24 protein-coding genes are annotated in these 18,452 nt (G+C 67.5%); 18 read left to right on the top strand and 6 right to left on the bottom strand.

Annotated features, from left to right (window positions below; all coding sequences use genetic code 11):
* Positions 1 to 414: hypothetical protein (locus AV521_RS49330; protein WP_179023203.1), on the bottom strand; the 414-nt coding region annotated here is incomplete at its 3' end.
* Positions 415 to 555: 141 nt separating this feature from the next.
* Here AV521_RS49330 and AV521_RS49325 point away from each other — a divergent pair.
* Both AV521_RS49325 and AV521_RS18585 read left to right on the top strand, forming a co-directional pair.
* Positions 556 to 1,029 carry a hypothetical protein gene (locus tag AV521_RS49325; RefSeq protein WP_179023201.1) on the top strand — a complete coding sequence of 158 codons (474 nt, stop codon included), beginning with the start codon at positions 556 to 558 and terminating at the stop codon, positions 1,027 to 1,029.
* A 33-nt stretch (positions 1,030 to 1,062) separates the two neighbouring features.
* On the top strand, positions 1,063 to 1,572 hold the full coding sequence (locus tag AV521_RS18585; RefSeq protein WP_256725594.1) for a hypothetical protein: 510 nt from the start codon (positions 1,063 to 1,065) through the stop codon (positions 1,570 to 1,572).
* Positions 1,573 to 1,609: 37 nt separating this feature from the next.
* Here AV521_RS18585 and AV521_RS18580 read toward each other — a convergent pair whose 3' ends face one another.
* Together AV521_RS18580 and AV521_RS18575 are read right to left on the bottom strand one after the other, a co-directional pair.
* A complete protein-coding gene (locus AV521_RS18580) occupies positions 1,610 to 2,032 on the bottom strand; it encodes a hypothetical protein (RefSeq protein ID WP_076089570.1) in 423 nt (140 codons plus the stop codon).
* Between the two features lie 37 nt (positions 2,033 to 2,069).
* The gene (locus AV521_RS18575; protein ID WP_079249288.1) at positions 2,070 to 2,912 is read right to left on the bottom strand and encodes an IS5 family transposase; all 843 of its coding nucleotides are present in this window, start codon (positions 2,910 to 2,912) and stop codon (positions 2,070 to 2,072) included.
* A 187-nt stretch (positions 2,913 to 3,099) separates the two neighbouring features.
* Here AV521_RS18575 and AV521_RS18570 point away from each other — a divergent pair, with 187 nt between their 5' ends.
* The 8 genes from AV521_RS18570 to AV521_RS18535 all read left to right on the top strand — a co-directional run bounded on the left by AV521_RS18570 (position 3,100) and on the right by AV521_RS18535 (position 10,163).
* Positions 3,100 to 3,786, top strand: a complete 687-nt coding sequence (locus AV521_RS18570) for a TetR/AcrR family transcriptional regulator (RefSeq protein ID WP_076089569.1) — start codon at positions 3,100 to 3,102, stop codon at positions 3,784 to 3,786.
* Complete coding sequence (locus AV521_RS18565; RefSeq protein WP_079249287.1) at positions 3,779 to 5,134, top strand: serine hydrolase; 1,356 nt, start codon at positions 3,779 to 3,781, stop codon at positions 5,132 to 5,134. The genes AV521_RS18570 and AV521_RS18565 overlap by 8 nt, the downstream gene beginning before the upstream one ends.
* Before the next feature lie 239 nt (positions 5,135 to 5,373).
* Positions 5,374 to 5,910 carry a hypothetical protein gene (locus AV521_RS49320; protein ID WP_076089568.1) on the top strand — a complete coding sequence of 179 codons (537 nt, stop codon included), beginning with the start codon at positions 5,374 to 5,376 and terminating at the stop codon, positions 5,908 to 5,910.
* Between the two features lie 226 nt (positions 5,911 to 6,136).
* Complete coding sequence (locus AV521_RS18555) at positions 6,137 to 7,399, top strand: terminase large subunit domain-containing protein (protein ID WP_076089567.1); 1,263 nt, start codon at positions 6,137 to 6,139, stop codon at positions 7,397 to 7,399.
* A gap of 256 nt (positions 7,400 to 7,655) precedes the next feature.
* On the top strand, positions 7,656 to 8,075 hold the full coding sequence (locus tag AV521_RS18550) for a hypothetical protein (protein ID WP_143658621.1): 420 nt from the start codon (positions 7,656 to 7,658) through the stop codon (positions 8,073 to 8,075).
* Positions 8,076 to 8,130: 55 nt separating this feature from the next.
* Positions 8,131 to 9,627: a hypothetical protein gene (locus tag AV521_RS18545; protein ID WP_076089565.1), complete on the top strand. Its 1,497-nt coding sequence runs from the start codon at positions 8,131 to 8,133 to the stop codon at positions 9,625 to 9,627.
* Positions 9,627 to 9,824: a hypothetical protein gene (locus AV521_RS18540; RefSeq protein ID WP_076089564.1), complete on the top strand. Its 198-nt coding sequence runs from the start codon at positions 9,627 to 9,629 to the stop codon at positions 9,822 to 9,824. Before AV521_RS18545 ends, AV521_RS18540 begins: the two co-directional genes overlap by 1 nt.
* A gap of 99 nt (positions 9,825 to 9,923) precedes the next feature.
* Complete coding sequence (locus tag AV521_RS18535) at positions 9,924 to 10,163, top strand: hypothetical protein (protein WP_076089563.1); 240 nt, start codon at positions 9,924 to 9,926, stop codon at positions 10,161 to 10,163.
* 212 nt (positions 10,164 to 10,375) lie between these two features.
* Here AV521_RS18535 and AV521_RS18530 read toward each other — a convergent pair whose 3' ends face one another.
* Positions 10,376 to 10,912, bottom strand: a complete 537-nt coding sequence (locus AV521_RS18530; protein WP_076089562.1) for a hypothetical protein — start codon at positions 10,910 to 10,912, stop codon at positions 10,376 to 10,378.
* A gap of 410 nt (positions 10,913 to 11,322) precedes the next feature.
* On the opposite strand from AV521_RS18530, the gene AV521_RS18525 reads away from it, so the two are divergent.
* The 7 genes from AV521_RS18525 to AV521_RS18495 all read left to right on the top strand — a co-directional run bounded on the left by AV521_RS18525 (position 11,323) and on the right by AV521_RS18495 (position 14,664).
* The gene (locus tag AV521_RS18525; RefSeq protein ID WP_076089561.1) at positions 11,323 to 12,009 is read left to right on the top strand and encodes a hypothetical protein; all 687 of its coding nucleotides are present in this window, start codon (positions 11,323 to 11,325) and stop codon (positions 12,007 to 12,009) included.
* Between the two features lie 112 nt (positions 12,010 to 12,121).
* Positions 12,122 to 12,292, top strand: coding sequence for a hypothetical protein (locus tag AV521_RS18520; protein WP_179023199.1), 171 nt, complete (start codon positions 12,122 to 12,124; stop codon positions 12,290 to 12,292).
* A 97-nt stretch (positions 12,293 to 12,389) separates the two neighbouring features.
* Positions 12,390 to 12,584, top strand: a complete 195-nt coding sequence (locus tag AV521_RS18515; protein WP_076089560.1) for a hypothetical protein — start codon at positions 12,390 to 12,392, stop codon at positions 12,582 to 12,584.
* Positions 12,585 to 12,722: 138 nt separating this feature from the next.
* Entirely contained in the window at positions 12,723 to 13,082 is a 360-nt protein-coding gene (locus AV521_RS18510) for a hypothetical protein (protein ID WP_143658620.1), read from the top strand.
* Positions 13,079 to 13,354, top strand: a complete 276-nt coding sequence (locus tag AV521_RS49315; protein WP_076089558.1) for a hypothetical protein — start codon at positions 13,079 to 13,081, stop codon at positions 13,352 to 13,354. Before AV521_RS18510 ends, AV521_RS49315 begins: the two co-directional genes overlap by 4 nt.
* Positions 13,355 to 13,383: 29 nt before the next feature.
* Entirely contained in the window at positions 13,384 to 13,599 is a 216-nt protein-coding gene (locus tag AV521_RS49310) for a hypothetical protein (protein ID WP_076089557.1), read from the top strand.
* Between the two features lie 465 nt (positions 13,600 to 14,064).
* Entirely contained in the window at positions 14,065 to 14,664 is a 600-nt protein-coding gene (locus AV521_RS18495; RefSeq protein ID WP_305965172.1) for a thioredoxin domain-containing protein, read from the top strand.
* A 1,684-nt stretch (positions 14,665 to 16,348) separates the two neighbouring features.
* Here AV521_RS18495 and AV521_RS18490 read toward each other — a convergent pair.
* Positions 16,349 to 17,113, bottom strand: coding sequence for a polysaccharide deacetylase family protein (locus AV521_RS18490; protein WP_076089556.1), 765 nt, complete (start codon positions 17,111 to 17,113; stop codon positions 16,349 to 16,351).
* A 316-nt stretch (positions 17,114 to 17,429) separates the two neighbouring features.
* Here AV521_RS18490 and AV521_RS18485 point away from each other — a divergent pair, with 316 nt between their 5' ends.
* Positions 17,430 to 17,705, top strand: a complete 276-nt coding sequence (locus tag AV521_RS18485; RefSeq protein ID WP_076089555.1) for a ribosomal protein L7/L12 — start codon at positions 17,430 to 17,432, stop codon at positions 17,703 to 17,705.
* Positions 17,706 to 17,923: 218 nt separating this feature from the next.
* On the opposite strand, the gene AV521_RS18480 is transcribed toward AV521_RS18485, so the two are convergent.
* Entirely contained in the window at positions 17,924 to 18,433 is a 510-nt protein-coding gene (locus AV521_RS18480; RefSeq protein WP_076089601.1) for a tetratricopeptide repeat protein, read from the bottom strand.
* Between the last annotated feature and the right edge of the window lie 19 nt (positions 18,434 to 18,452).

Raw genomic sequence — 18,452 nt, 5'->3', positions numbered from 1 at the left:
GGCATCCACGCGGGCGGAGACATACCCACCGTCCACGCCGGCGGCGACCACCTCCCCAGCGCCAGCAGCCTGGGCGACCACCACCTGCCGGGCGGCAATGCGGGCGACCACCTGCCGAGCGGCTCCGCCGACCACCTGCCGGGCGGCCGGGCCGACACCCACACGCCGACGAACAGCGTCGACACCCACGCCCCCGCCGGTACGGGGGACCACACTGTGCCCGCTCCCGGGTCGGGCGACCACCTGCCGGGCGGTCCAGGCGCGGGCGGCACCCACCCCGAAGGCTCGCTGGGCAGCGCGGGACACGGCGGCCACGATCTGCCCGGGCAGCACGGTGGACACCCGGGTCATGACGACGGGTTCCCGCACCACGACGAGCAGGGTCACAACGGCGACGGCGCGGACTCGCATCATGAGGACTCCGCGGATGGTGCGGGGAGCGAAGGACCGGACGCGGGACACGCTCACGGAGACGGCAATCCGTACGCCGGACACGAGCCCGATCTCTCTCGGCGTGCCCTGCTTCCTGCGGACGGCCCGCTCACACTGCGGGATGTGCGCAACTCGCATGATGTTCGTACGCGTTGGGAACGTGGCGAGGAGTTCCACCGGCAGATGTGGGGCGGCGGGCCGGAGCGTCACTACCCCGTTCCTACCAATTCCGATCCTCGGTACCCGGTGACTGCCAGTGGCGGGCGCAAGGTCGACGTCCCGGTCGACATGCCTGACGGCCGGACCGTTGCCGTCGAGGTGAAGACGTACGGCGAGTACCGCACCATCACGCTGAAGGACGGCACTCACCAAACGATAAAGAACGAAGTCCCGCTGAGTAAGCACATCAAGGAGCAGATCCACAAGGATGTCGCACTTCGTAGACTGAATCCCGGATATGACCCGCGCTGGTCATTCACGCACGCGGGTCCTTCCGATGAACTGCGTGCATATCTCAAGAAGGCGAAGATCATATTCCTCGAATATGGCCCCGCCCCGAAGAAGGACCAGTGGGATTTGCCCACCAAGAAGAAGTAGAATGGCTCCGGGTCAACTGGAAGGCTGTGTACGATGCAGAACAAGACACCGGACAACTCGGCCGACGAGGTATTGGAGTGGGCGGAGGGGGCGCACCGCAATGCTGCTGGTCTCGCGTCAGTGCTCGGCATGCCGCCGGAGCATTACGACGAGGACCCTTTGGGCCTCCTGCCTGGGCTGCAGAACTACGTGGACCGTCTCCCGTTGGGCGAGTTCGAGCAGTCGGACTGGATCAGGCTCCACACGGATCTGACGTCGTACCTTGGCGACCTGCTCGTGCGTCGGCGCGGCGCGGCCTGGACGAAGGTCGACGATATGAATTCACCCGTCGGCTACCGGTATTTCGTGGAAGCAACGGGGCTGGATGGGAAAAGGTACCGCGTTGAACCCTACGACGTGGTGATGGAGGAATTCGAGAACCTCCCGATCGAGATCGGTCGAATGATTGCGAATGCGGAAGCCGTGCTGCATCTGACGCCGGTGGTTGATGAAGAGTCCCTCGCGGACGTTTCCTTGGAGGAGCTTATGGGCGACGACCAGTGAAAGATTCCGAACAGAGAGTTTTTTCAGGCGGAAGGTTCTAGAAATCCGCCGATTCATCCGGCCGCAAAGCTATCCTGACCAGTGCCCCCGACCTGTTGACCAACACGTCGGGGACGTCGTCCTCGTACAACCGCACCTGTCCGATGACGCCCTCGGTCGTGGCGTTGAACGCAAGCCGCTCGACCAGCGACTCCAACTCGGGCAGAAGCTCGGCGTGCACCTCCTGCCGGGCCGTCAGGGACCAGTGGTCAGCGGCCCGGACTAGTTCACCGGTCAACAGGCCGCCGATTCGCACCGCCGGGCCACGTGCCGCCAGCAGAGGCTCCAGGCCTGGCATCTCGTCGACCATGGTGCGCCCACCGTCCAGGAGTCCAAGATGCCACCGAAGGTCGTCGAGGACGGCGTCGGGTATGACGGGTGAAAGGTCAAGGGCCAAGTCCACTGCGAACACGTCACTCATGCCTAGAGCTTAAGAACTCGCGCAGATAGGCGTGGGCTTACGGGCATCGCCTGGGGCGGTTGTCCCAGCGGTGGGCGGTCCAGGATCGTCGGATCAGGCGGCGGACGGTGATGATCGTGTCCGCGAGGTCGAAGAAGGCGTCGATCACGACGGCGCGGCGTTCGTAGCAGCGGGAAAGACGGTGGAAGGCGTTCTGCCAGGCGTGGGTGCGCTCGACGTGCCACCGCCGGCTCGCCTGAATCGGGGCTTTCTCGCCCTTGTGCGCTATCCGACCGTGCAGCCCGCGTTCGTCGAGCAGGGCGCGGGTCTTGTTCGAGTCGTACCCAGCGTCCAGGTGCACCGTGATGTCGTCGGGCAGCGGCCCGAGTTCCGCGAGGCGGTCCAGGGTCGGGGCCAGCAGCGGAGAGTCGTGACAGTTCGCCCCGGCCAGAACGCGGCCGAGCGGGATTCCGTAGCCGTCTGTCATGCCGGAGCGTTTCAGGCCCTGTTTTCCCCGGTCGACCGGGGAACGCCCGGCGACCTCGCCGCCGCCGGGTGCCTTGGTGAGGGAGCCATCGATGGCGATCTGATCCAGCATCAAGCCGACGATGCGGTCGTAGGAGTCGAGCGCGATCCGCTTCAACTGGCTGAAGATGCCCAGGCGGATCCACTCATCGCGACGGCTGCGGATGGTGCTGGCCGAGCAGGTCGTGTCAGCGATCGCCTCATAGGGGCAGCCGAACCTCAGCAACTGCAGAAGCTTGTCGAACACGATCCGGTCACTGATGCGCGGACGGTGGCAGCGCAGAGGATGGTGAGGGTGGTAGAGCGGCCGCTGGGGCAGCAGCGCCGAGAACTGGTCCCACAGCGGTTCGGTCAGCCATGACGGAAGAACAGGCACAGGTCTCCCTGGTGATCGCAGAGCGTCGCGCTGGGCTGGCGGCAGATCGCCTCGACTGCCTGCGTCCGGCTGATAAGCCCTTCCCGAACGTCGCCGCATTCGTGGTGGCACTCCAGAGTTGACCATCCCACCCCAGCATTGTCATCATTGATGACAGCATTGATGATTGCGAGAGTGGGGGACAGGTATGGCTGTGGGCAAGGGCCGGGCGGTGCGGTTGTCGCCGGAGCTGATCGTGGAGGCGGCCGTGCGGATCGCGGCGCGGGCGGAACCGGACGGGCTGACCGGACGGGCTCTGGGGGAGGAACTGGGCGTGGACCGGTCGGCGGTGTGGCGGCATTTCGCGGACCGGGACGCGCTGCTGCTGGCGGTGGGTGACCGGCTGCTGGCCATGGCCGTGGAGCGTGTGCCCGACGGCCTGGGGCCGCGGGAGGTGCTGCAGGAGCTGGCGCGCTCCCTGGTGGAGGTCTTTGAGGCCCACCCGTACGTCGGTGCGGCCGTCGCGTGCCGGACCACCCGCGGCCCGGGGGAGTTCGCCGCGATGGAGATGATGCTCGCGGCGCTGGAGGAGATCGGTCTGGACGAGGGCAGTGTGGCCCGCTACCAACGGATGCTCGCCGACACCGTGCTGGCGTACGCGGGCATGCGTGCCGGGTATGCCGCGCTCCCGCAGGAGGTGCGCGCCGCCGACGAGCATGCCTGGGCCGGGGCGTACGCCACCATCTCCCCCGAGCGGTATCCGGCCATCACCACGCACCTGCCCCACCTGGCCGCGCAGGACGACGAGGCCGTCTTCCAGACGCTGATGGAGGCGTTCTGGCTGGCCGTCGACGCAACCGCCCGCACCACCCCCAAGGACGACGCCGATGTCTGACCATCGCCCTGCTGTGGAAGCCGTCGACGAGGCTGACGAGGCTGTCGACACGAGCCAGAAAGCCCCCCAGGACAGCGGTCCCGAACCGGCAGCCAGCTCCCGGTCTGCTTCCGCTGCCGGTCCCACCACCCGGGCCTTGGAGCCGACCGAGCGCACCGTGGCCGCCTCGCGTTCTGCAAAGCCGCGGACACGGCGCGTACTTCGGCGCACCCTCATCGCGCTGCCGGTGGCGCTTGGCGTGCTGGTGGCCGGCTCCTACACGGCCACCGCGCTGCTGGACATCCCCTCCCCACCCACGCTGGTCCAACTGCTGACCACCGAGCCCTCGCGGCAGGGCGACCTGTTCGCCACCCGGACAGTCCCCGCCTCCGCCACGCCGGCACCCCTGCCCGTCCACGACGAGTCGCTTCCTGCCGCCGTGCCGTGGAAGGGCGAGCGGGTGCCGGTCGAGCAGTTCCTGACGACCACCCACACCAACGCCTTCCTCGTCCTCCGGGACGGCCGGCTGACCCACGAGTGGTACCGCGACGGGGTGGGCCCCACCACCCGCCTGTCGTCCTGGTCGGCCGCCAAGTCGGTCGTGTCCCTTCTCGCCGGGCAAGCCATCGAACAGGGCAAACTCCGGGAAGGCGACCGGCTGGTCGACATCCTGCCCCAGCTGAAGACCGGCGGAGCCTATGACGCCATCACGGTGCGCGACCTGCTGGACATGACGTCAGGTGTGGACGTCCCGGAGAACTACAACGAGTACTACCCGCTGACCGGCACCGCCCGGATGTACCTCACCCGGGACCTGCCCGCCTTCGCCCAGGACCATCGCGACCTGCAATTCCCGCCGGGCAGCCAAGGCGACTACCGCAGCATCGACACCGAACTCCTCGGACAGGTCCTGGCCAAGGTCCAAGGACGGCCGCTGGCCGTCCTCCTGGCGGACAACATCTGGGCACCGATGGGAGCACAGGACAGCGCCACCTGGAACCTCGACCACGACAACGGCCACGAGAAGGCGTTCTGCTGCATCAACGCCACCCCCCGCGACTACGCCAAGCTCGGCCAGCTCGTTCTGGACAACGGCCGCGCCCAAGGCAAACAAATCATCCCCCTGGCATGGATCAAACGCATCGCCACCCCAGCACCCCACAAGGTCGACGGCTGGGGCTACTCCGCGCAGTGGTGGCATCCGCCCGGCGGCAACGGCAAGGACTACTCCGCCCTCGGCGTATACGGGCAGTACATCTACGTCGACCCCGTAAACAGGACCGTCGTGGTCAAACTCAGCGACTACGGCGACCAGCAAGACGAACAGGAGACCTTCGACGCCCTGCGCGCCATCGCCCAGAGCGGCTGACCTGTGCCTGCCGTGCTGTCACGGGTACCCCCGCGCCTATCTGCGCGAGCTCTTAAGGGTCGTCCCTTGGTGGTCCCCGTGCATGTGGGATGGCCACCCTCGCGTCATCGAATAGCAGGGCGCCAACACTATGACTGAATCGGTTCGCCTCCTCATGGCGTTGCGTGCCGGGGGTGCCGTCTACTCTGGTGGCCCTACCTGGGACTTTCGCGGCGCATGGGGAGAAGGAAGGCCGACTGGTGGCTGACCGGGCCATCGCCGACACCTGGGAACGGCAGGCGAGCGAGTCTCCTCAGGCGTACGAGGCGTTCACCGTGTACCGCGATCTCGGCCCGGCCCGGAGTGTCACGAAGGCGGCACGGGAGTTGGATAAATCTCGCACGCTGTTGGGTCGGTGGTCGAGGCAGTACGCGTGGGTGATGCGGGCGGCGGCCTACGACCGTGAGCAGGATCGGCTGTTCGTCGCGGAGCAGTCGCATGCGCGGCGGGAAATGGCTCGCAGGCACGCGAAGTTGGCGCAGGCTGTGCAGAGTAAGGCGGTCGCGCGGCTCCAGGCGCCCGACCCTCGGGAGTTGTCACCTTCGGAGTTGCTGCGCTACATCCAGGTCGCGGCAGAGATCGAGCGGCGGGCCGTGGGAGAGACGCCGGTGTCCGGGACGGTCGAGGACCGGGACCAGGGCGCGGATGTCGATGGGCTGTCGGACGAGGAGCGTCGGGCCCGGATGGATCAGCTGCGCGGGGAGCTGGAGCGGCGGTTGTCGGAGGTCGCACAGTGATTCGGGGCGGGCCAGACGGCGGATGGTGGAGGACTTCACGGATCCGTCGGTGATGAGCGATGAGCAGCTCCATGCGGAGATAAGGAAGTTGATCCGGGCCGATGAGCTGTCGGCGCGGAGGTGGGCGTGTGAGGTCCCTGCCTGTGACGGGCTGCCTCATAAGGGCTGGCGGCACCACCATGCTCGCGCGGCACAGCGGCAGCCGGCGTGGCTGTGGACGGTGTGGATGTTGCTGACCGGCCGCGGTTGGGGCAAGTCGCGGACGGCGGCGGAGACGGTCAGGGAGTGGGCGAAGACGCCGGGGTTGCAGATCGCCGTGGTCGCGAAGAACGCCACCTTGGTGCGTGATATCTGCTTCGACTCCCCGAAGTCCGGCCTGTTGTCGGTGATCCCGCCGGAGGACGTGGCCAAGTACAACTCGTCGCTGGGCGAGACGACGCTGCGGCTGAAGAACGGCACGCTGGTACGCGGGTTCGGCGCGGAGACGCCGGACAACCTGCGTGGCTGGGCGTTCGACAAGGCCTGGTGCGACGAGTACGCCGCCTGGTCCCGGCACACCGCGCAAGAGGTGTACGACATGCTCCGGTTCTGCCTGCGCGAGGCGGACACTCCCCAGGTCGTCATCTCCACGACGCCGAAACCACTGCCCCACGTGAAGCGGCTCGTCGAGCGCGGCCGGACGCAGGAAAAGGCGCACCAGGAAGGCGGGGAGGCGCCCCGGGTGGTGCTCACTCGTGGGCACCTGCGGGAGAACGACGCGAACCTGTCTCCGGCGGCACGGGCGGAGTTGGAGGAGGAGTACGCCGGGACCCGTCTCGGCCGGCAGGAGCTGTCGGGTGAGCTGCTGGGGGACGTGGAGGGCGCGCTGTGGAAGGGGTGGATGCTGGAGGTCGAGGGCTTCAGGCCCCGGTCCGAGCACCTGCCGGACCTTCAGCGGGTGGTCGTCGCGGTCGACCCGGCGACCAAGAGCCACGAGAACGCGGACATGACGGCCTTCACCGTGGCCGGGCGCGGCTACCCGGTGGAGACGATGTTCGGGGACGACCGGCCCCGCGGGTACCTGCTCCACTGCGAGCAGGACCGGCACACCCCGACCCAGGCGATGAAGCGGGCAGCGAAGCTGTACCACGAGCACCGGGCGGACTACGTGGTCATCGAGGCGAACAACGGCGGCGACTACCTGCCCGCGCTGCTGGAACAGGTGGACCCGACGGTGAACTGGCGGATCGTTCACGCCACGCGCGGGAAGCGGGCACGGGCGGCTCCGGCGGCGCAGCTGTACGAGCAAGCCCGTGTGTCGCACGTCGGCCCAGCGCGGGTGTTCGCGGAGTTGGAGGAGCAGATGACGACGTTCGTCGGGCAGGGGGAGACGGAGGACTCGCCCGATCTGCTCGACAGCGCGGTGTGGGCGCTGTGGGACCTGTTCCTCGATCCGACGATGCCGCCCCCGCGCGGGGGTGACGATCAGCGGTTCAGCGGTCGGCGGTAGGACAGCTGGGCGTAGCGTGAAGGGCGGTGATCGGCTTGCGCGTGTGGTGGGCCGATGCACAGGTACCACGGGCCGGAGGGTGTGGTGCGGTGAGTCTTCGCGGTTGAGGTTGATGAGGCTGAGAAGAAGGCGCTCCTACGGCCTGTCCGGCGGATCATGTGACTGCCTCGTGCTCGGCTCGTTGAGTCGATTGCGGGCGGGATTGCCCGTGCCTCAACCCTCGGCCCCGGTACGACAGCTAACCCCAGGTGGAGCAATGAAGACTGCTCGGTTGATGACGGCGGCCCTGGCCGCAGCCCTGACCCTGGTTGCCGCGCCCTTGGCGGCGAGCGCCGCGACACCGTCTGTGGCTCCGAAGCATCGGGAGCTGTCGAACAAGGACAACAGAAGCTCCCTCACCGTGCACAAGGGCGACGAGATCACCGTTCGGCTCTCCGGGGAGAAGAACAACAACTCGACATGGGGGTGGAGCGTACCCACCGCCGCCAATGGCACCGTGCTCCACCGCGACACTGCCCGTACGGCCCCGAACGGCGACGCCACCGGGGTCTTCCATGCCCGCGCCGACGGGACGACGACCCTCGACTCGCAGTTCCGGTGCATCTCCCGCACGGACGGCGAGGCATGTTCCCACGTGGTCATCTCGTGGCAGGTCACGGTGACGGTGCGGAGGTAGCGGAGGCGACGACCTAGGCTGAAGGGGGCGTGGGGCCGAGCTTCCCGGAGTGGATATGGGCCTGCGCCAATTCGTGATCGACGCTTGGTCATGGCTGAACTACAAGCCGGTGATGGCGGATGCCGGCCGACCGCCGAGCCGGGCGTTCCCGGAGTTGGCGGCCTCGTGGCTGTCGCCGCAGGAGATGCGGCGGCTGGCGGCTTACAAGGTGCTGGCGTCGTATGACAACAACCAGGCCGGGCAGCTCGCGGCGGCCGCGGGAGACGACGCTGCGCTGGAGCGGCGCGAGCTGGGTGACGCCGCGAATCTGGTCGACACGGCGCTCGGCTATCTGCTCGGGTCGGATCAGCAGATCGCGGTGGCCGGTGCCGAGCACGCAGATGAGGAGGCGCCCGAGCCGGATGCGACGGAGGCCGCGGCAGTGCAGGAGCGGTTGCGGCAGTGGGCGGGGAAGGAGCTGCTGACGCTGCGGGTTCAGCAGGCGGAGCGTGCGGCGGTGTTGCTGGGTGACAGCGTGCACGTGCTGGCGTGGAGTCCGGACAAGCAGCGGCCGACGCTGCGGGTGTACGACCCGGGGTTCTACTTCCCGCAGTGGGACGACGACCAGGACCAGGACTTTCCCACGCGGGTGCATCTGGCGTGGGAGCTGCCGGAGGACGAGGACGCCGGGCTGAAGGCACGGGTGCGCCGGGTGACCTACGAGCTGGGCCTGATCTCCGAGGACGGGGGTGCCACGCGGGCCTACCCGTGGGAGCCGGGCCGGGTGTCGAGGGTGACGTGCTGTCTGACTGATGCCGAGTGGCTGCTGGAGGACCTCAAGCGCGGTGAGACCCTGGATCGCCTGCCGATGGACAAGGCGTCCTTCCGGGTGCGTGCGGATGGCACGGAGCTGAACCGGCTGGACCTGATGATCGACTTCCTGCCAGTCGTCCACGTCACGAACACGATCCCTGAGGGCGGGGAACACTGGGGGCGCTCTGTTCTGGCCCGCGTGCTCCAGGGCCTGGACGAACTGGCCGCCACCGATTCGGACAGCTCGGCCGCCAGCGCGACGACGGGCACGCCGATCATCGGGCTGGCGGGAGCACGGCTGCCGGTGAACCGGGCCACGGGCCAGCCGGAGAAGCTGAAGGTGGAGGCCGGCGCGGTGTGGCCGCTCGGAGAGTCGGGCCGCATGGACGCGTTGGACACCTCACCTCAGCTGGCGGAGCTGCGGGCCCGGGTGGAGCATCTGTTGGACCGGATCGCGGCGAACTCACGTATCACGGCAGCTGGTTTGGGCACGCTGGATGCTTCGGAGGTGCCGTCGGGGTACGCGTTCCAGCTGGCGCTGGCGCCGCTGGATGCGCTGGTGGGGTCGATGCGGCTGGCCAGGGAGCACAAGTACCGGCTGCTGCTGCTGAAGTTCGTGCAGCGTCTGTATCAGGCCGGTCGCGCGCAGGGCTGGCCGGGCGGGGACTCGTTCCCGGCGCGGCTGGCGTGGGCTCCGCACACGCCGACGGACCGGGCCGCGGTACTGGACGAAGTGGTGACCGCATACGGAGCCGTGTGATGTCCCTGGAGACGGCCGTGCAGATGCTGCTCGATGCGGGCTACCCGGTCGAGGACGCGTCGCAGGAGGTGGCACGGATCAGGGCGAAGGCCGAGCAGGATGCCGCGATGCGGATCACGGAGGCTGCCCCTGGGCGCGAGCGCGGCGGTGAAGGAAGCGGCAACCAGGCCCGTGGCGATGCCGAACGGCTTGCGTAGCGCAGGGAGCGTAGTCAGGGCGAGACGGCGACTGGTCGGAGGGCCGTACCGCAAGGCCATGGCCGGGGCTTGTCGTCCGCCGACGTTGGATGCGCGGACGTGACCGCTATTTCGTTCGATGACCTGATCAATGCGCAGCGTGCTGCCGTCGAGGCCAATGAGGCCGCCAAGGGCGTGCCGTACAGCGCGGAGGCGTGGAAGCCCTGGTTCGATGCTGCCGCGGACTTTCAGGCGAAGGTGATGGAGTACGCGAAGACGGAGGGCAAGGACCGGGTCTCTGTCGAGATGGATGTGAAGAAGGCCGTCCGGCACGCTGCGGTGGAGGTAGCCGCGGCGTAATCGATCACGATGAGTGCGGCTCGCCTTGAGTGCGCCTGGAGTAGGCAGTGTCTGAGGGGGCGTGTGGTGATCTGTCGGACGCGGAGTGGGTCCGGCGGATCCTCCTCGCCGCTGTCGGCCCTGGCTGGACGGCGAGGCCGTGTTCGCGGCAACGGGAAGCGTCCCCAGCACCAAGGTGTTGAGGACGCTCCGCGTTCGGTGGTGCAGCCCTGTCAGGTGCAGGGTAGTTCGAGGTTGTAGGTGCGGTATCCGGAGTTGATCTGGACGTCGGTCCAGTAGGGGCCGCTCAGGACGTACCGGGCCCTGAGTGTGTAGTTGCCGGGGCCCGCGCAGGCGGTGGAGTTGCCTTCGACTGTGCCGGACGGACCGCCGCTGCCGGAACTGCTGCCGTCCAGCACGTCCTGGCCGTCACGGGTCACGGTGTAGGCGAAGTCGAACCCGCACGGGTACTTGGCCTTGGCGTAGTACCAGGCCGCTCCCCAGTAGTACTGGCACTCGGAGAATTCGAGGACGGGGTGGACCTGCTGGCCGTCGGTGGACAGACAGAATCGGGCCTCGGTGTAGGTCCAGCGGCCCTCCGAGTACAGCGGGAACTTGCTGCCGCACGCTTGGGCCGACTCGGCAGCCGCCGCAGTGTGCACGTGAGCCGGTGCGGCGGCGGCAGCGGGTGCCATCGCCATCATCAGTGCCATTGTCGCGGTGGCCGCGCCGGCGACAGCGCGCTTGAAGGGCGCGAGGAGCGAGGTCATGTTGCATCCCTCCGGGTGGTCGATTACCTCCGGAAATCACGCCAACTTGCGTCTGATTGAACGGAGTTGGTCGCCTGGCAACGATGTCATGAGCGCGATGGACGGTGAGAGAATATGACACAGATTGACCTTTGTGGGGGAATAATTCACATTGTTGCATCGGTGTGTAGTTGAATGGTGGAAATCAGTTGGCCCCGCTGCCTGTTCCGAAGCTGTCAGTTTCGGCAGTGCCGACGCGGTCGCCTCCTGCGTTACTGAGGTGACCATTGACCGGCCTCTTGTGCGTGGCGAGAGGGCCCGGCGGACAGGCCATAGGACGGTTCGCACCCGCACGGTCTACGGCCGGGCAGGGCGTAGGTGGAGATGGCTACACTGATCGGTAGCGCGGGGGCGCGCACTGGAGGAGTTACATGGTCCGGCCCCTGCCTGCCCGTCACCTTGTCGGCGTTCGCCGTGACGGTCGACCGATCTACCCAATCCTCGGCGCCTCCTCGGAGGACGAGACGAACGACCAGCTCGGCGATGACGGCGACGGCGGCCCGGAGCCGCAGGTGACGGTCACCCAGGACCGTCTGGGCAAACTCCTCACGCGGGAGAAGGCGCAGGGCGAACGCGCCGCGATCAAACGCCTGTTGGCCACGCTGGGCTTCGACACCCCCAAGGCCCTGACAGAGTTCGTGACCGCGCAGCGTGAGGCCGAGCAAGCCGCACTGACCGATGTGGAGCGACGCGAACAAGCAGCTTCCGAGCGGGAGTTGCAGGCCGCTCGGCGTGAGGAGCTGGCGGCTGAGCGGGAGCTGGCGGCGCTGCGCCGCGGGGCCCTGGTGGCGCTGGGCGCGTCGGGTGAAGACCTGACGGACGCGGAGCGTCTGCTGATCTCTGATGCGGAAGCGGACGAGACACAGATCCAGGCGGCGGCCGAGGCCCTGCGGGCTCGGCGCCCGGAGTTGTTCGGCGAGTTCCGTACTCCTCCGGTGCCGGCGGCTCCGGCCGGGCGCGCCCCGACGCGGACGGTGGCGCCGTCGAGGCCGGGCGCGGCCGGGCTGGAGATGGCCCGCCGCCGCGGCCTGGTGACCGAATCCGGTGACGCTCGCTGACCCGCGGGCGCTTCATGCTGTGGGGACCACGCCCCCTCGACTTCGTGGACGGCACCGCCCATGTAGGGCCGGTGTGCGGACCGCTGACCGCAACGTCCAGGAAGACAACACCATGTCCATTCAGCCCGTTTCCACCTCCGAGCACCTGACCGCTGACCGTGAGTGGCTGGCCGCCCTGCACGGCACAGACTCCACCGACACGATCACCCTCGACCTGAACCTGTTCAGTGAGGGCGTCCACTACCAGTGCGGGGACGGCTGCGAGCCGTACGGCTGGGTCTAGTGACACAGAATTCTGGATCCGCGCTGCTGACGGCAGCGAGGTCGAGATCGATGTCGTCGACTGCGTCATTGGCATCGAGCGGCCAGGGGTTGGTGACGTGTGGAAGATCATCGTTGAGCTGGCTGACCGGGCCGGCGGATCGATCCTCATTCCCAACGGAACGTTGTTGTGCCGTGAGGACATGAGGGCGCATCTTCCCGAGGGCATGGAGGGCGATTCCACATTCGTCCCAGAGATCACCCTGGAAGCCTTTGAGAGGGCTGCAGGTCCGTTCAACCACCCGTTGACCTGAGCTACCCGTCGTCAGGCCCCGCCGAAGCTCTGTTTTCGGCGGGGCCTGACGCATACCGGAGGTGTAGCTTCCGTCACGGCGGATCTGGTCTGGCCCTGATCAGATGCTCGAATGCCTACCAGAAGAGCCCTCATCGTCATGCTGACCGTGGCCGCTGTCGTGTTTGGTGCGGGAGCCTGGTTCGCGCAGCGTTTGAATGCCGACCACCAGCCAGTCGCCGGCTCCGGGAAAGCTGTGCAGATCACGGCCTCCAGCGTCGACTACACCAAGCAAGTGTTCCGAGTCGACTACAGCATCCGCAACGACGAGGAACACGCGGTCACTTACACCGTCGTGTTCGACTTCGGGAACGAGGCCACGCAGAAGGTGACCAGGCGGATCGGGCCCGGAGCGTCCGTGCAGGGAATGGTGACCACACCGTGGAAGCAGACGTATCCGGACTCATCCGAGGGCACACCCTCTACCGTCCGTATCGCCGACATCACCACCAACTCATGAGCGACAACGTCCTGTCGGTCATCCCGACGGATCCGTGTTGGCAGCCCGGCCACGACGCCGCAGTGAACGCCGTCCATGCTCTGCGTGCTGTCACGCCGGAGGAGGACGGCACCAGGGCAGAGTGGACGGAGACGATGATGTTCGTGGCATGCGGCAGCAACTTCGAACGACTCTTCTGCCCCGAGTGTGATGCAGTTCTCGACCAGATGTGGTGGCGTGACCTGTTCTGGGACTGCCTGACGTGCTGGACCGGACCGAACCGCTGGACATAACGGTTCCGTGCTGCGGCGCACAGCTGTCCATGAACGATCTCGCATACGACTGGCCGTGCGGGTTCGCCCGGTTCGAGATCTCCATCTGGAATCCGGGACGGTCCTGGCTGTCCGACAGCGAACTGGCCGCCGTGGGTGAAGCCCTCGGGTATCCGGTCCGACAGATCCTGGCCAGACGCGGCTCGGTTGGGCATGGCAAGGTTCTGACCTGCGGCTTTGTCAGCAGCTTGGGATGCTTGAGGTGAGCCCTCACGCCGTGAAGTCAAGATCGAGTGGACGTGCGGTGGACGCGAGGGACGCGGCCCGGCGCTCCTTGAGGAGTCGTACGACGAGGTGGCGTCGAGGCCCCGTACGCCGACCTCCCCTGGTACAGGGCCTGTTACTGAGATTCCAGGCGTGATGTCGCACGCGGAACAGCCTCTGGACGGGCGAACGGTTCCCACCGGAACACGTAGGGAACCGGTGGCAACAGCCGAGTAGGACGGAAGAACCCCACCGCCGCGGCCTTGCAGCGGATGCCTTACTCTCCCCTTCCAGTACACACAGGGGGCATGATGCGGTTGAAGCGTGGGGGTAGACGGCTGACGGCAGCCGTGTTGACAGGCGTGCTCGGTGCGGCCGTGGTGAGCTGCGGGCCTCGGCACCCGGTCGCGGCGGCCGGCGGCGGACAACAAACCCCGGGCAAGGCCGATTACGCCAGGTCGGCTGACGTGCCCGAGCAGGTGGAACCGGACGGCACGAGCATCTTGGTGGGTGACCCTCAGGCGCGGGTGACCGTGCACCTCTACGAAGACCCGCGCTGCCCGTACTGTGAGGAATTCGAGACCTCGGGCGGTGGCCCGGTCCTGACCAAGTGGATCTTGCGGCGCAAGGTCAAGGTCGAGTACACGATGGCGTCGTTCCTGGACGGACGGCTGGGAGGAAACGGGTCGAAGAAGGCGGTCAACGCGCTGCGCGCGGCGGTGGAGGAGGGGAAGTTCACCGAGTACCACGCCGTCCTCTACCAGAACCAACCCTCCGAGGAGGTGGACGGTTTCGCCGACGCGCGCCTGCTGCAACTGGCGAGCAAGGTGAAGGGGCTGCGGAGCCCGTCCTTCGACACCGCGGTGAAGTCCATGAAGTACCGGGATTTCGTGGATTCCTCCGAGAAGGTGTTCGCTGCCGCTGGGCATTACAACGGGCACGCCGGGCCGGGCACGCCTACCGCCGAAGTCAACGGGTACCGGATCCCCGTCGAGTACAGCGGGCTCCTCTACAAGGCGGATCTCTTCGACAGGTACCTGGCAAGGGTGATCGGTGCGGCGACGTGAGCGGCGATCTGCCAGGTGATTCGTGTCCCAGCCGACCATGACCCAGTCGGCCGTGCCCCTCCTGTCACCGTCATGACCGACTGTCGCAAACCTGGACACGGAAAGGGCATTCTTGTCGATCAAGGGCTGACGCGTCTCTGTCTTCCCTCTAGTACCCGTCGGTGACGCGTTGGCTGAAAACATGCGCTTCGGCGACCGCTCAACGTTTCATTCATTCCATTCCGTGCTAATTAGAATGTAACGGCCATATCGCCTAACATCATCAAAACTCAGCAAATCTACACATCAGCAAGCTGCAATCGTAATATGTCCCGCAAAGCGGGAACAGTGATTCCCACCTGTACAGATCAGGACACTTCCTGCAGGTGCGCGGGCAGCGGAATCCCGTGAAGCCCCCCGGAAGCACAGCACAGCGCAGCGCAGCGTCTCGACGTCGACCGTTGCAGGATGACAACCCAGCCACGGGCCGACCGTAGGGGAATGTCCCCAACCGTACAGATGCGGACGGCCCGGGCATCGCACAGTGCCGCCGTTGGCTGTGGCCGGGACCGTCTCGCGTGAGTGCAGGCCGCTTTGGACAATTCGTCGGTCAAGACCGCGCGAGCGGGTCTCGCGCGACTTCGCCTCGTCAGGGTGTCGGGGCGGTACTGAAGGAGCTCGAGCCGGTTGCGCACGAGAGCTTTGAGCCGGTCGAGGGCGACTGCGGCGAGTTTGGGGGCGAGTACGCGGGCAGCAAGAACCGCCGCCGACATCCTTGCCGCGCCCGCCAACGCTCATGACGGGGACGGCAGCGGCGGCCAGGCGCTGACCAGTTGCTCGGCCAACGAGACCCACAGGTTGGTCGGTATCGGCTGTCCCCGATCTCCGTGCTCTGGGCGAGGCAACACCAGCGACGAAAGCTCCGTATTACCAACCCTGGCGACGACATGAACAAGTGGGCGTCGGGGCTTCAGAACGATTCCGAACGGAGCAGCGACGAGCTAGCCCGTGATCAGGCGGCTGACCTGCGAAGAAGCCGTGCGGCTCCACCTTCGGGCGAAGAGGGCGGGGCCTTTTCGTCGGTAAGGCACTCCGCTGCCCTGGAGTTCGATCTCCCGTCCTCCCGACGTCCCTCGACGTACGCGGACGGCTCGCCATGCCGTCTGCGGCGGACGCGAAGACGGGCACGGACAGACGCCCAGTGGACGCGCAGTGGACGGAAGATCCGAAAAGGACTCATAATCCGTCGGCCGTGGGTTCGAGTCCCACCCGCCCCACCAGGCGTCGCAGGTGCAGAAGCGTTTCTACCTGTGGCGACGTACGAGCGGGGGGCACCACCTCGGTGTGGTGACCCCCGTTCATTCGTTCAGAGCAAGATCCGTGACGAGAACGTCACGAGGGACGACTGCCATGACCGATTCGGCGGTGATCCGGGGCGAGGAGTGAAGCCGATGAAGTCGAGCCACTGGCCGGGCAGTTCCGCCGGCGGACAGGGTGGAGTTGGCGCGTATTGATTACTGGGGCCGTGGGGAACCTGCGATCAGAGCGTCGGGGGCGGCCGCGTATCGGGTGGGTTCACGAAGAGATGAATGGGCAGCGACGCGACTGGCTCTGTTGAGATCTCGGCATGCGATTTCGGCGAGCCCTCGGAATATCGCGTGCAAGCGAAACACTTGACCGCCCGCCCGTCGTAGCGGATGACGAGTCAAGGGCCCGGCCCGTGGTCGTACACCATGCCGCTGTGCAGGCCGCCGCTGGTGGCGAAGAGCTGGGGGACGGTGACGAGGTCGTATCCGCGGGCCCTCAGCGCGTCGATCAGCCGGGGCACGGCCGGCGGGGTCGTCGCGTAGCGGTCGTGCAGAACGACGATCGCGCCCGGCCGCACCTGGGCGAGGACGGCCCGGTCGATGAAGGCCGGGTCGTGGTGCTTCCAGTCCCGGGGGCTGACGTTCCACAACACCACCGCCATCCTCTCGGTGCCGGCCACCTCCCGCACACGGGCGTTCCACGCCCCGAACGGCGGCCTGAAGAGCACCGGCCTGTGGCCCGTGACGGAGGCGATCTGCTGCGCCGCGGCCTCGATCTGCTGGGCGACCCGGGGCAGGGGCAGGAGGGTGAGGTGGGGATGGGTGACGGTGTGGTCGCCGATCGCGTCACCGTCCCGGTACTCCCTGAGCACGTCCGCGCGGTACTGGAGTGCGTGTGGTCCGATGAGGAAGAACGTCGCTACGGCGTGGCTGTGTTCCAGGGTGGTGAGGAGAGCGGCCGTGTACCGGGTCGGGCCGTCGTCGAAGGTGAGGGCCACGCATCTGACGGTCCGGCAGTCGACTGCGCTGTGCGCGGGGCGCGTGAGGGGTGGGTGCTGGGGTGCGGCTGCCGCCGTCGTCGTACCGAGTGCGGATACGGCGACCGACAGGGCGGTGGCGGCGAGAGCCGCCGCCGTACGGTGCCGACCCGGCCTGGCAGTCATCGTGATACCTCGCCGTTGTGGCCGCGCCTTCCGGCGGCCTGGCCACTTCCAGTCTGGTCGGTCGTCCGGACCCGCGCGCGTCGGCAAAGGCACGGGAGAGGTAAGAGGAGTCCAAGCGGCGCTGCAATCCCGGCGGCACCGCAGTCTGCAGTCTGACGATATTCAAGTGTTCCTCTTACCTGGGGGGCGATGTCATGTCCGTTGCCCGCAGACGCCGGGGATGCGACGTGGCACGGACACCGCTGTCGGCGAGGAGGCCGGCCGGTCCGGCGCAGGCCCGAAGATCCTCCGCCCGCCCCCTCTATGATCGCTGATCATGGACATTGTTGGTTTCCTTCTGTTCCTCGCCCTGATCGTCGGTCTCGGCACCGTCGAGAGCCGGATCTCCCGGGCGGATCGGCGAGTTGCCCGGGTGGAACACAAACTTGACCTGATTCTCGGCCACTTGGGGCTGCGGGAGGACGATTCCCGCATGGACGAGGTCATCGCGCTGGCCCGTGACGGCAAGAAGATTCAGGCGATCAAGCTGTACCGGGAGATCACCGACGCGGGCCTGAAGGAGGCCAAGGAGGCGGTCGAGCGCCTGGTCTAGGCGACCTCCTCAGCACAACCCTGTACTTGCAGCGTTCTTCGGGAGTGCGGAGGGAGGCCCGGAGGAGGGCCGCGGGAACCGAGGCGGCAGCATCGGGGATGTCGCGCTCGGGGCGGGCGCCCTGGCCGGACCCGAAGGCGTGACGCGCACCGTGGCTCAGGGGGAGGGCCCGGGACACCCCCGTCGCCGAAGGGCGAACCGGGCCGGTTCCGCCTGGCTCAGCCGTTCGGGGCCGGGTCGGCCACGGCCGCGGCGTAACGGGCGAGCGAGACGTTGTAGCACGGCAGATGCCGGGCGAGCGCGCCCAGCGCGAGCGCCGCGGCTTCCCGCTCGCGGCCGAGGTCGACGAACGCCAGGGCGAGGAACGCGGTGACCGCGTCGTCGAGGTGGTCCGAGGTCTGCTCGCGCTCCGCGAGCAGCAGGTCGGCGCCGGCCTGCGGATCGCCGAGCGTGCGCAGCGTACTCGCCAGCTGGATGACGGCCTGCCGTCGGCGATCGCCGTCCAGGCCGCCGTCCAGCGCCTTGCGGTAGTGCGCAACGGCGCGTTCGCCGAGGTCGGTTGCGTCGTAGGCGGAGGCCAGCTCGAAGGCGGCGACGGCGTGCCCCTCCGGCAGCTCGGCGGCCAACGCCTCGATCCTGGAGCGGAATTCCGCCGCGTCGCAGTCCTCGAAGGCCTCCCACAGGGCTGCGCACCGCTGCTCCCACTCCACCGTGGTGTTCATGGTCATCGCCCCAGCCTGGCAGACG

This window comes from Streptomyces sp. IMTB 2501 (assembly GCF_001953885.1).
Taxonomy (GTDB): Bacteria; Actinomycetota; Actinomycetes; order Streptomycetales; family Streptomycetaceae; genus Streptomyces.
This window is presented reverse-complemented; position numbering and strand designations above follow the sequence as displayed.

Coding starts and splice junctions, on each gene's coding strand:
- AV521_RS18585 (WP_256725594.1), top strand. CDS start 1,063: ATGCAGAACAAGACACCGGACAACTCGGCCGACGAGGTATTGGAGTGG.
- AV521_RS18580 (WP_076089570.1), bottom strand. CDS start 2,032: ATGAGTGACGTGTTCGCAGTGGACTTGGCCCTTGACCTTTCACCCGTC.
- AV521_RS18570 (WP_076089569.1), top strand. CDS start 3,100: ATGGCTGTGGGCAAGGGCCGGGCGGTGCGGTTGTCGCCGGAGCTGATC.
- AV521_RS18565 (WP_079249287.1), top strand. CDS start 3,779: ATGTCTGACCATCGCCCTGCTGTGGAAGCCGTCGACGAGGCTGACGAG.
- AV521_RS18555 (WP_076089567.1), top strand. CDS start 6,137: ATGTTGCTGACCGGCCGCGGTTGGGGCAAGTCGCGGACGGCGGCGGAG.
- AV521_RS18550 (WP_143658621.1), top strand. CDS start 7,656: ATGAAGACTGCTCGGTTGATGACGGCGGCCCTGGCCGCAGCCCTGACC.
- AV521_RS18545 (WP_076089565.1), top strand. CDS start 8,131: ATGGGCCTGCGCCAATTCGTGATCGACGCTTGGTCATGGCTGAACTAC.
- AV521_RS18540 (WP_076089564.1), top strand. CDS start 9,627: ATGTCCCTGGAGACGGCCGTGCAGATGCTGCTCGATGCGGGCTACCCG.
- AV521_RS18530 (WP_076089562.1), bottom strand. CDS start 10,912: ATGACCTCGCTCCTCGCGCCCTTCAAGCGCGCTGTCGCCGGCGCGGCC.
- AV521_RS18525 (WP_076089561.1), top strand. CDS start 11,323: ATGGTCCGGCCCCTGCCTGCCCGTCACCTTGTCGGCGTTCGCCGTGAC.
- AV521_RS18520 (WP_179023199.1), top strand. CDS start 12,122: ATGTCCATTCAGCCCGTTTCCACCTCCGAGCACCTGACCGCTGACCGT.
- AV521_RS18510 (WP_143658620.1), top strand. CDS start 12,723: ATGCTGACCGTGGCCGCTGTCGTGTTTGGTGCGGGAGCCTGGTTCGCG.
- AV521_RS49315 (WP_076089558.1), top strand. CDS start 13,079: ATGAGCGACAACGTCCTGTCGGTCATCCCGACGGATCCGTGTTGGCAG.
- AV521_RS49310 (WP_076089557.1), top strand. CDS start 13,384: ATGAACGATCTCGCATACGACTGGCCGTGCGGGTTCGCCCGGTTCGAG.
- AV521_RS18490 (WP_076089556.1), bottom strand. CDS start 17,113: ATGACTGCCAGGCCGGGTCGGCACCGTACGGCGGCGGCTCTCGCCGCC.
- AV521_RS18485 (WP_076089555.1), top strand. CDS start 17,430: ATGGACATTGTTGGTTTCCTTCTGTTCCTCGCCCTGATCGTCGGTCTC.
- AV521_RS18480 (WP_076089601.1), bottom strand. CDS start 18,433: ATGACCATGAACACCACGGTGGAGTGGGAGCAGCGGTGCGCAGCCCTG.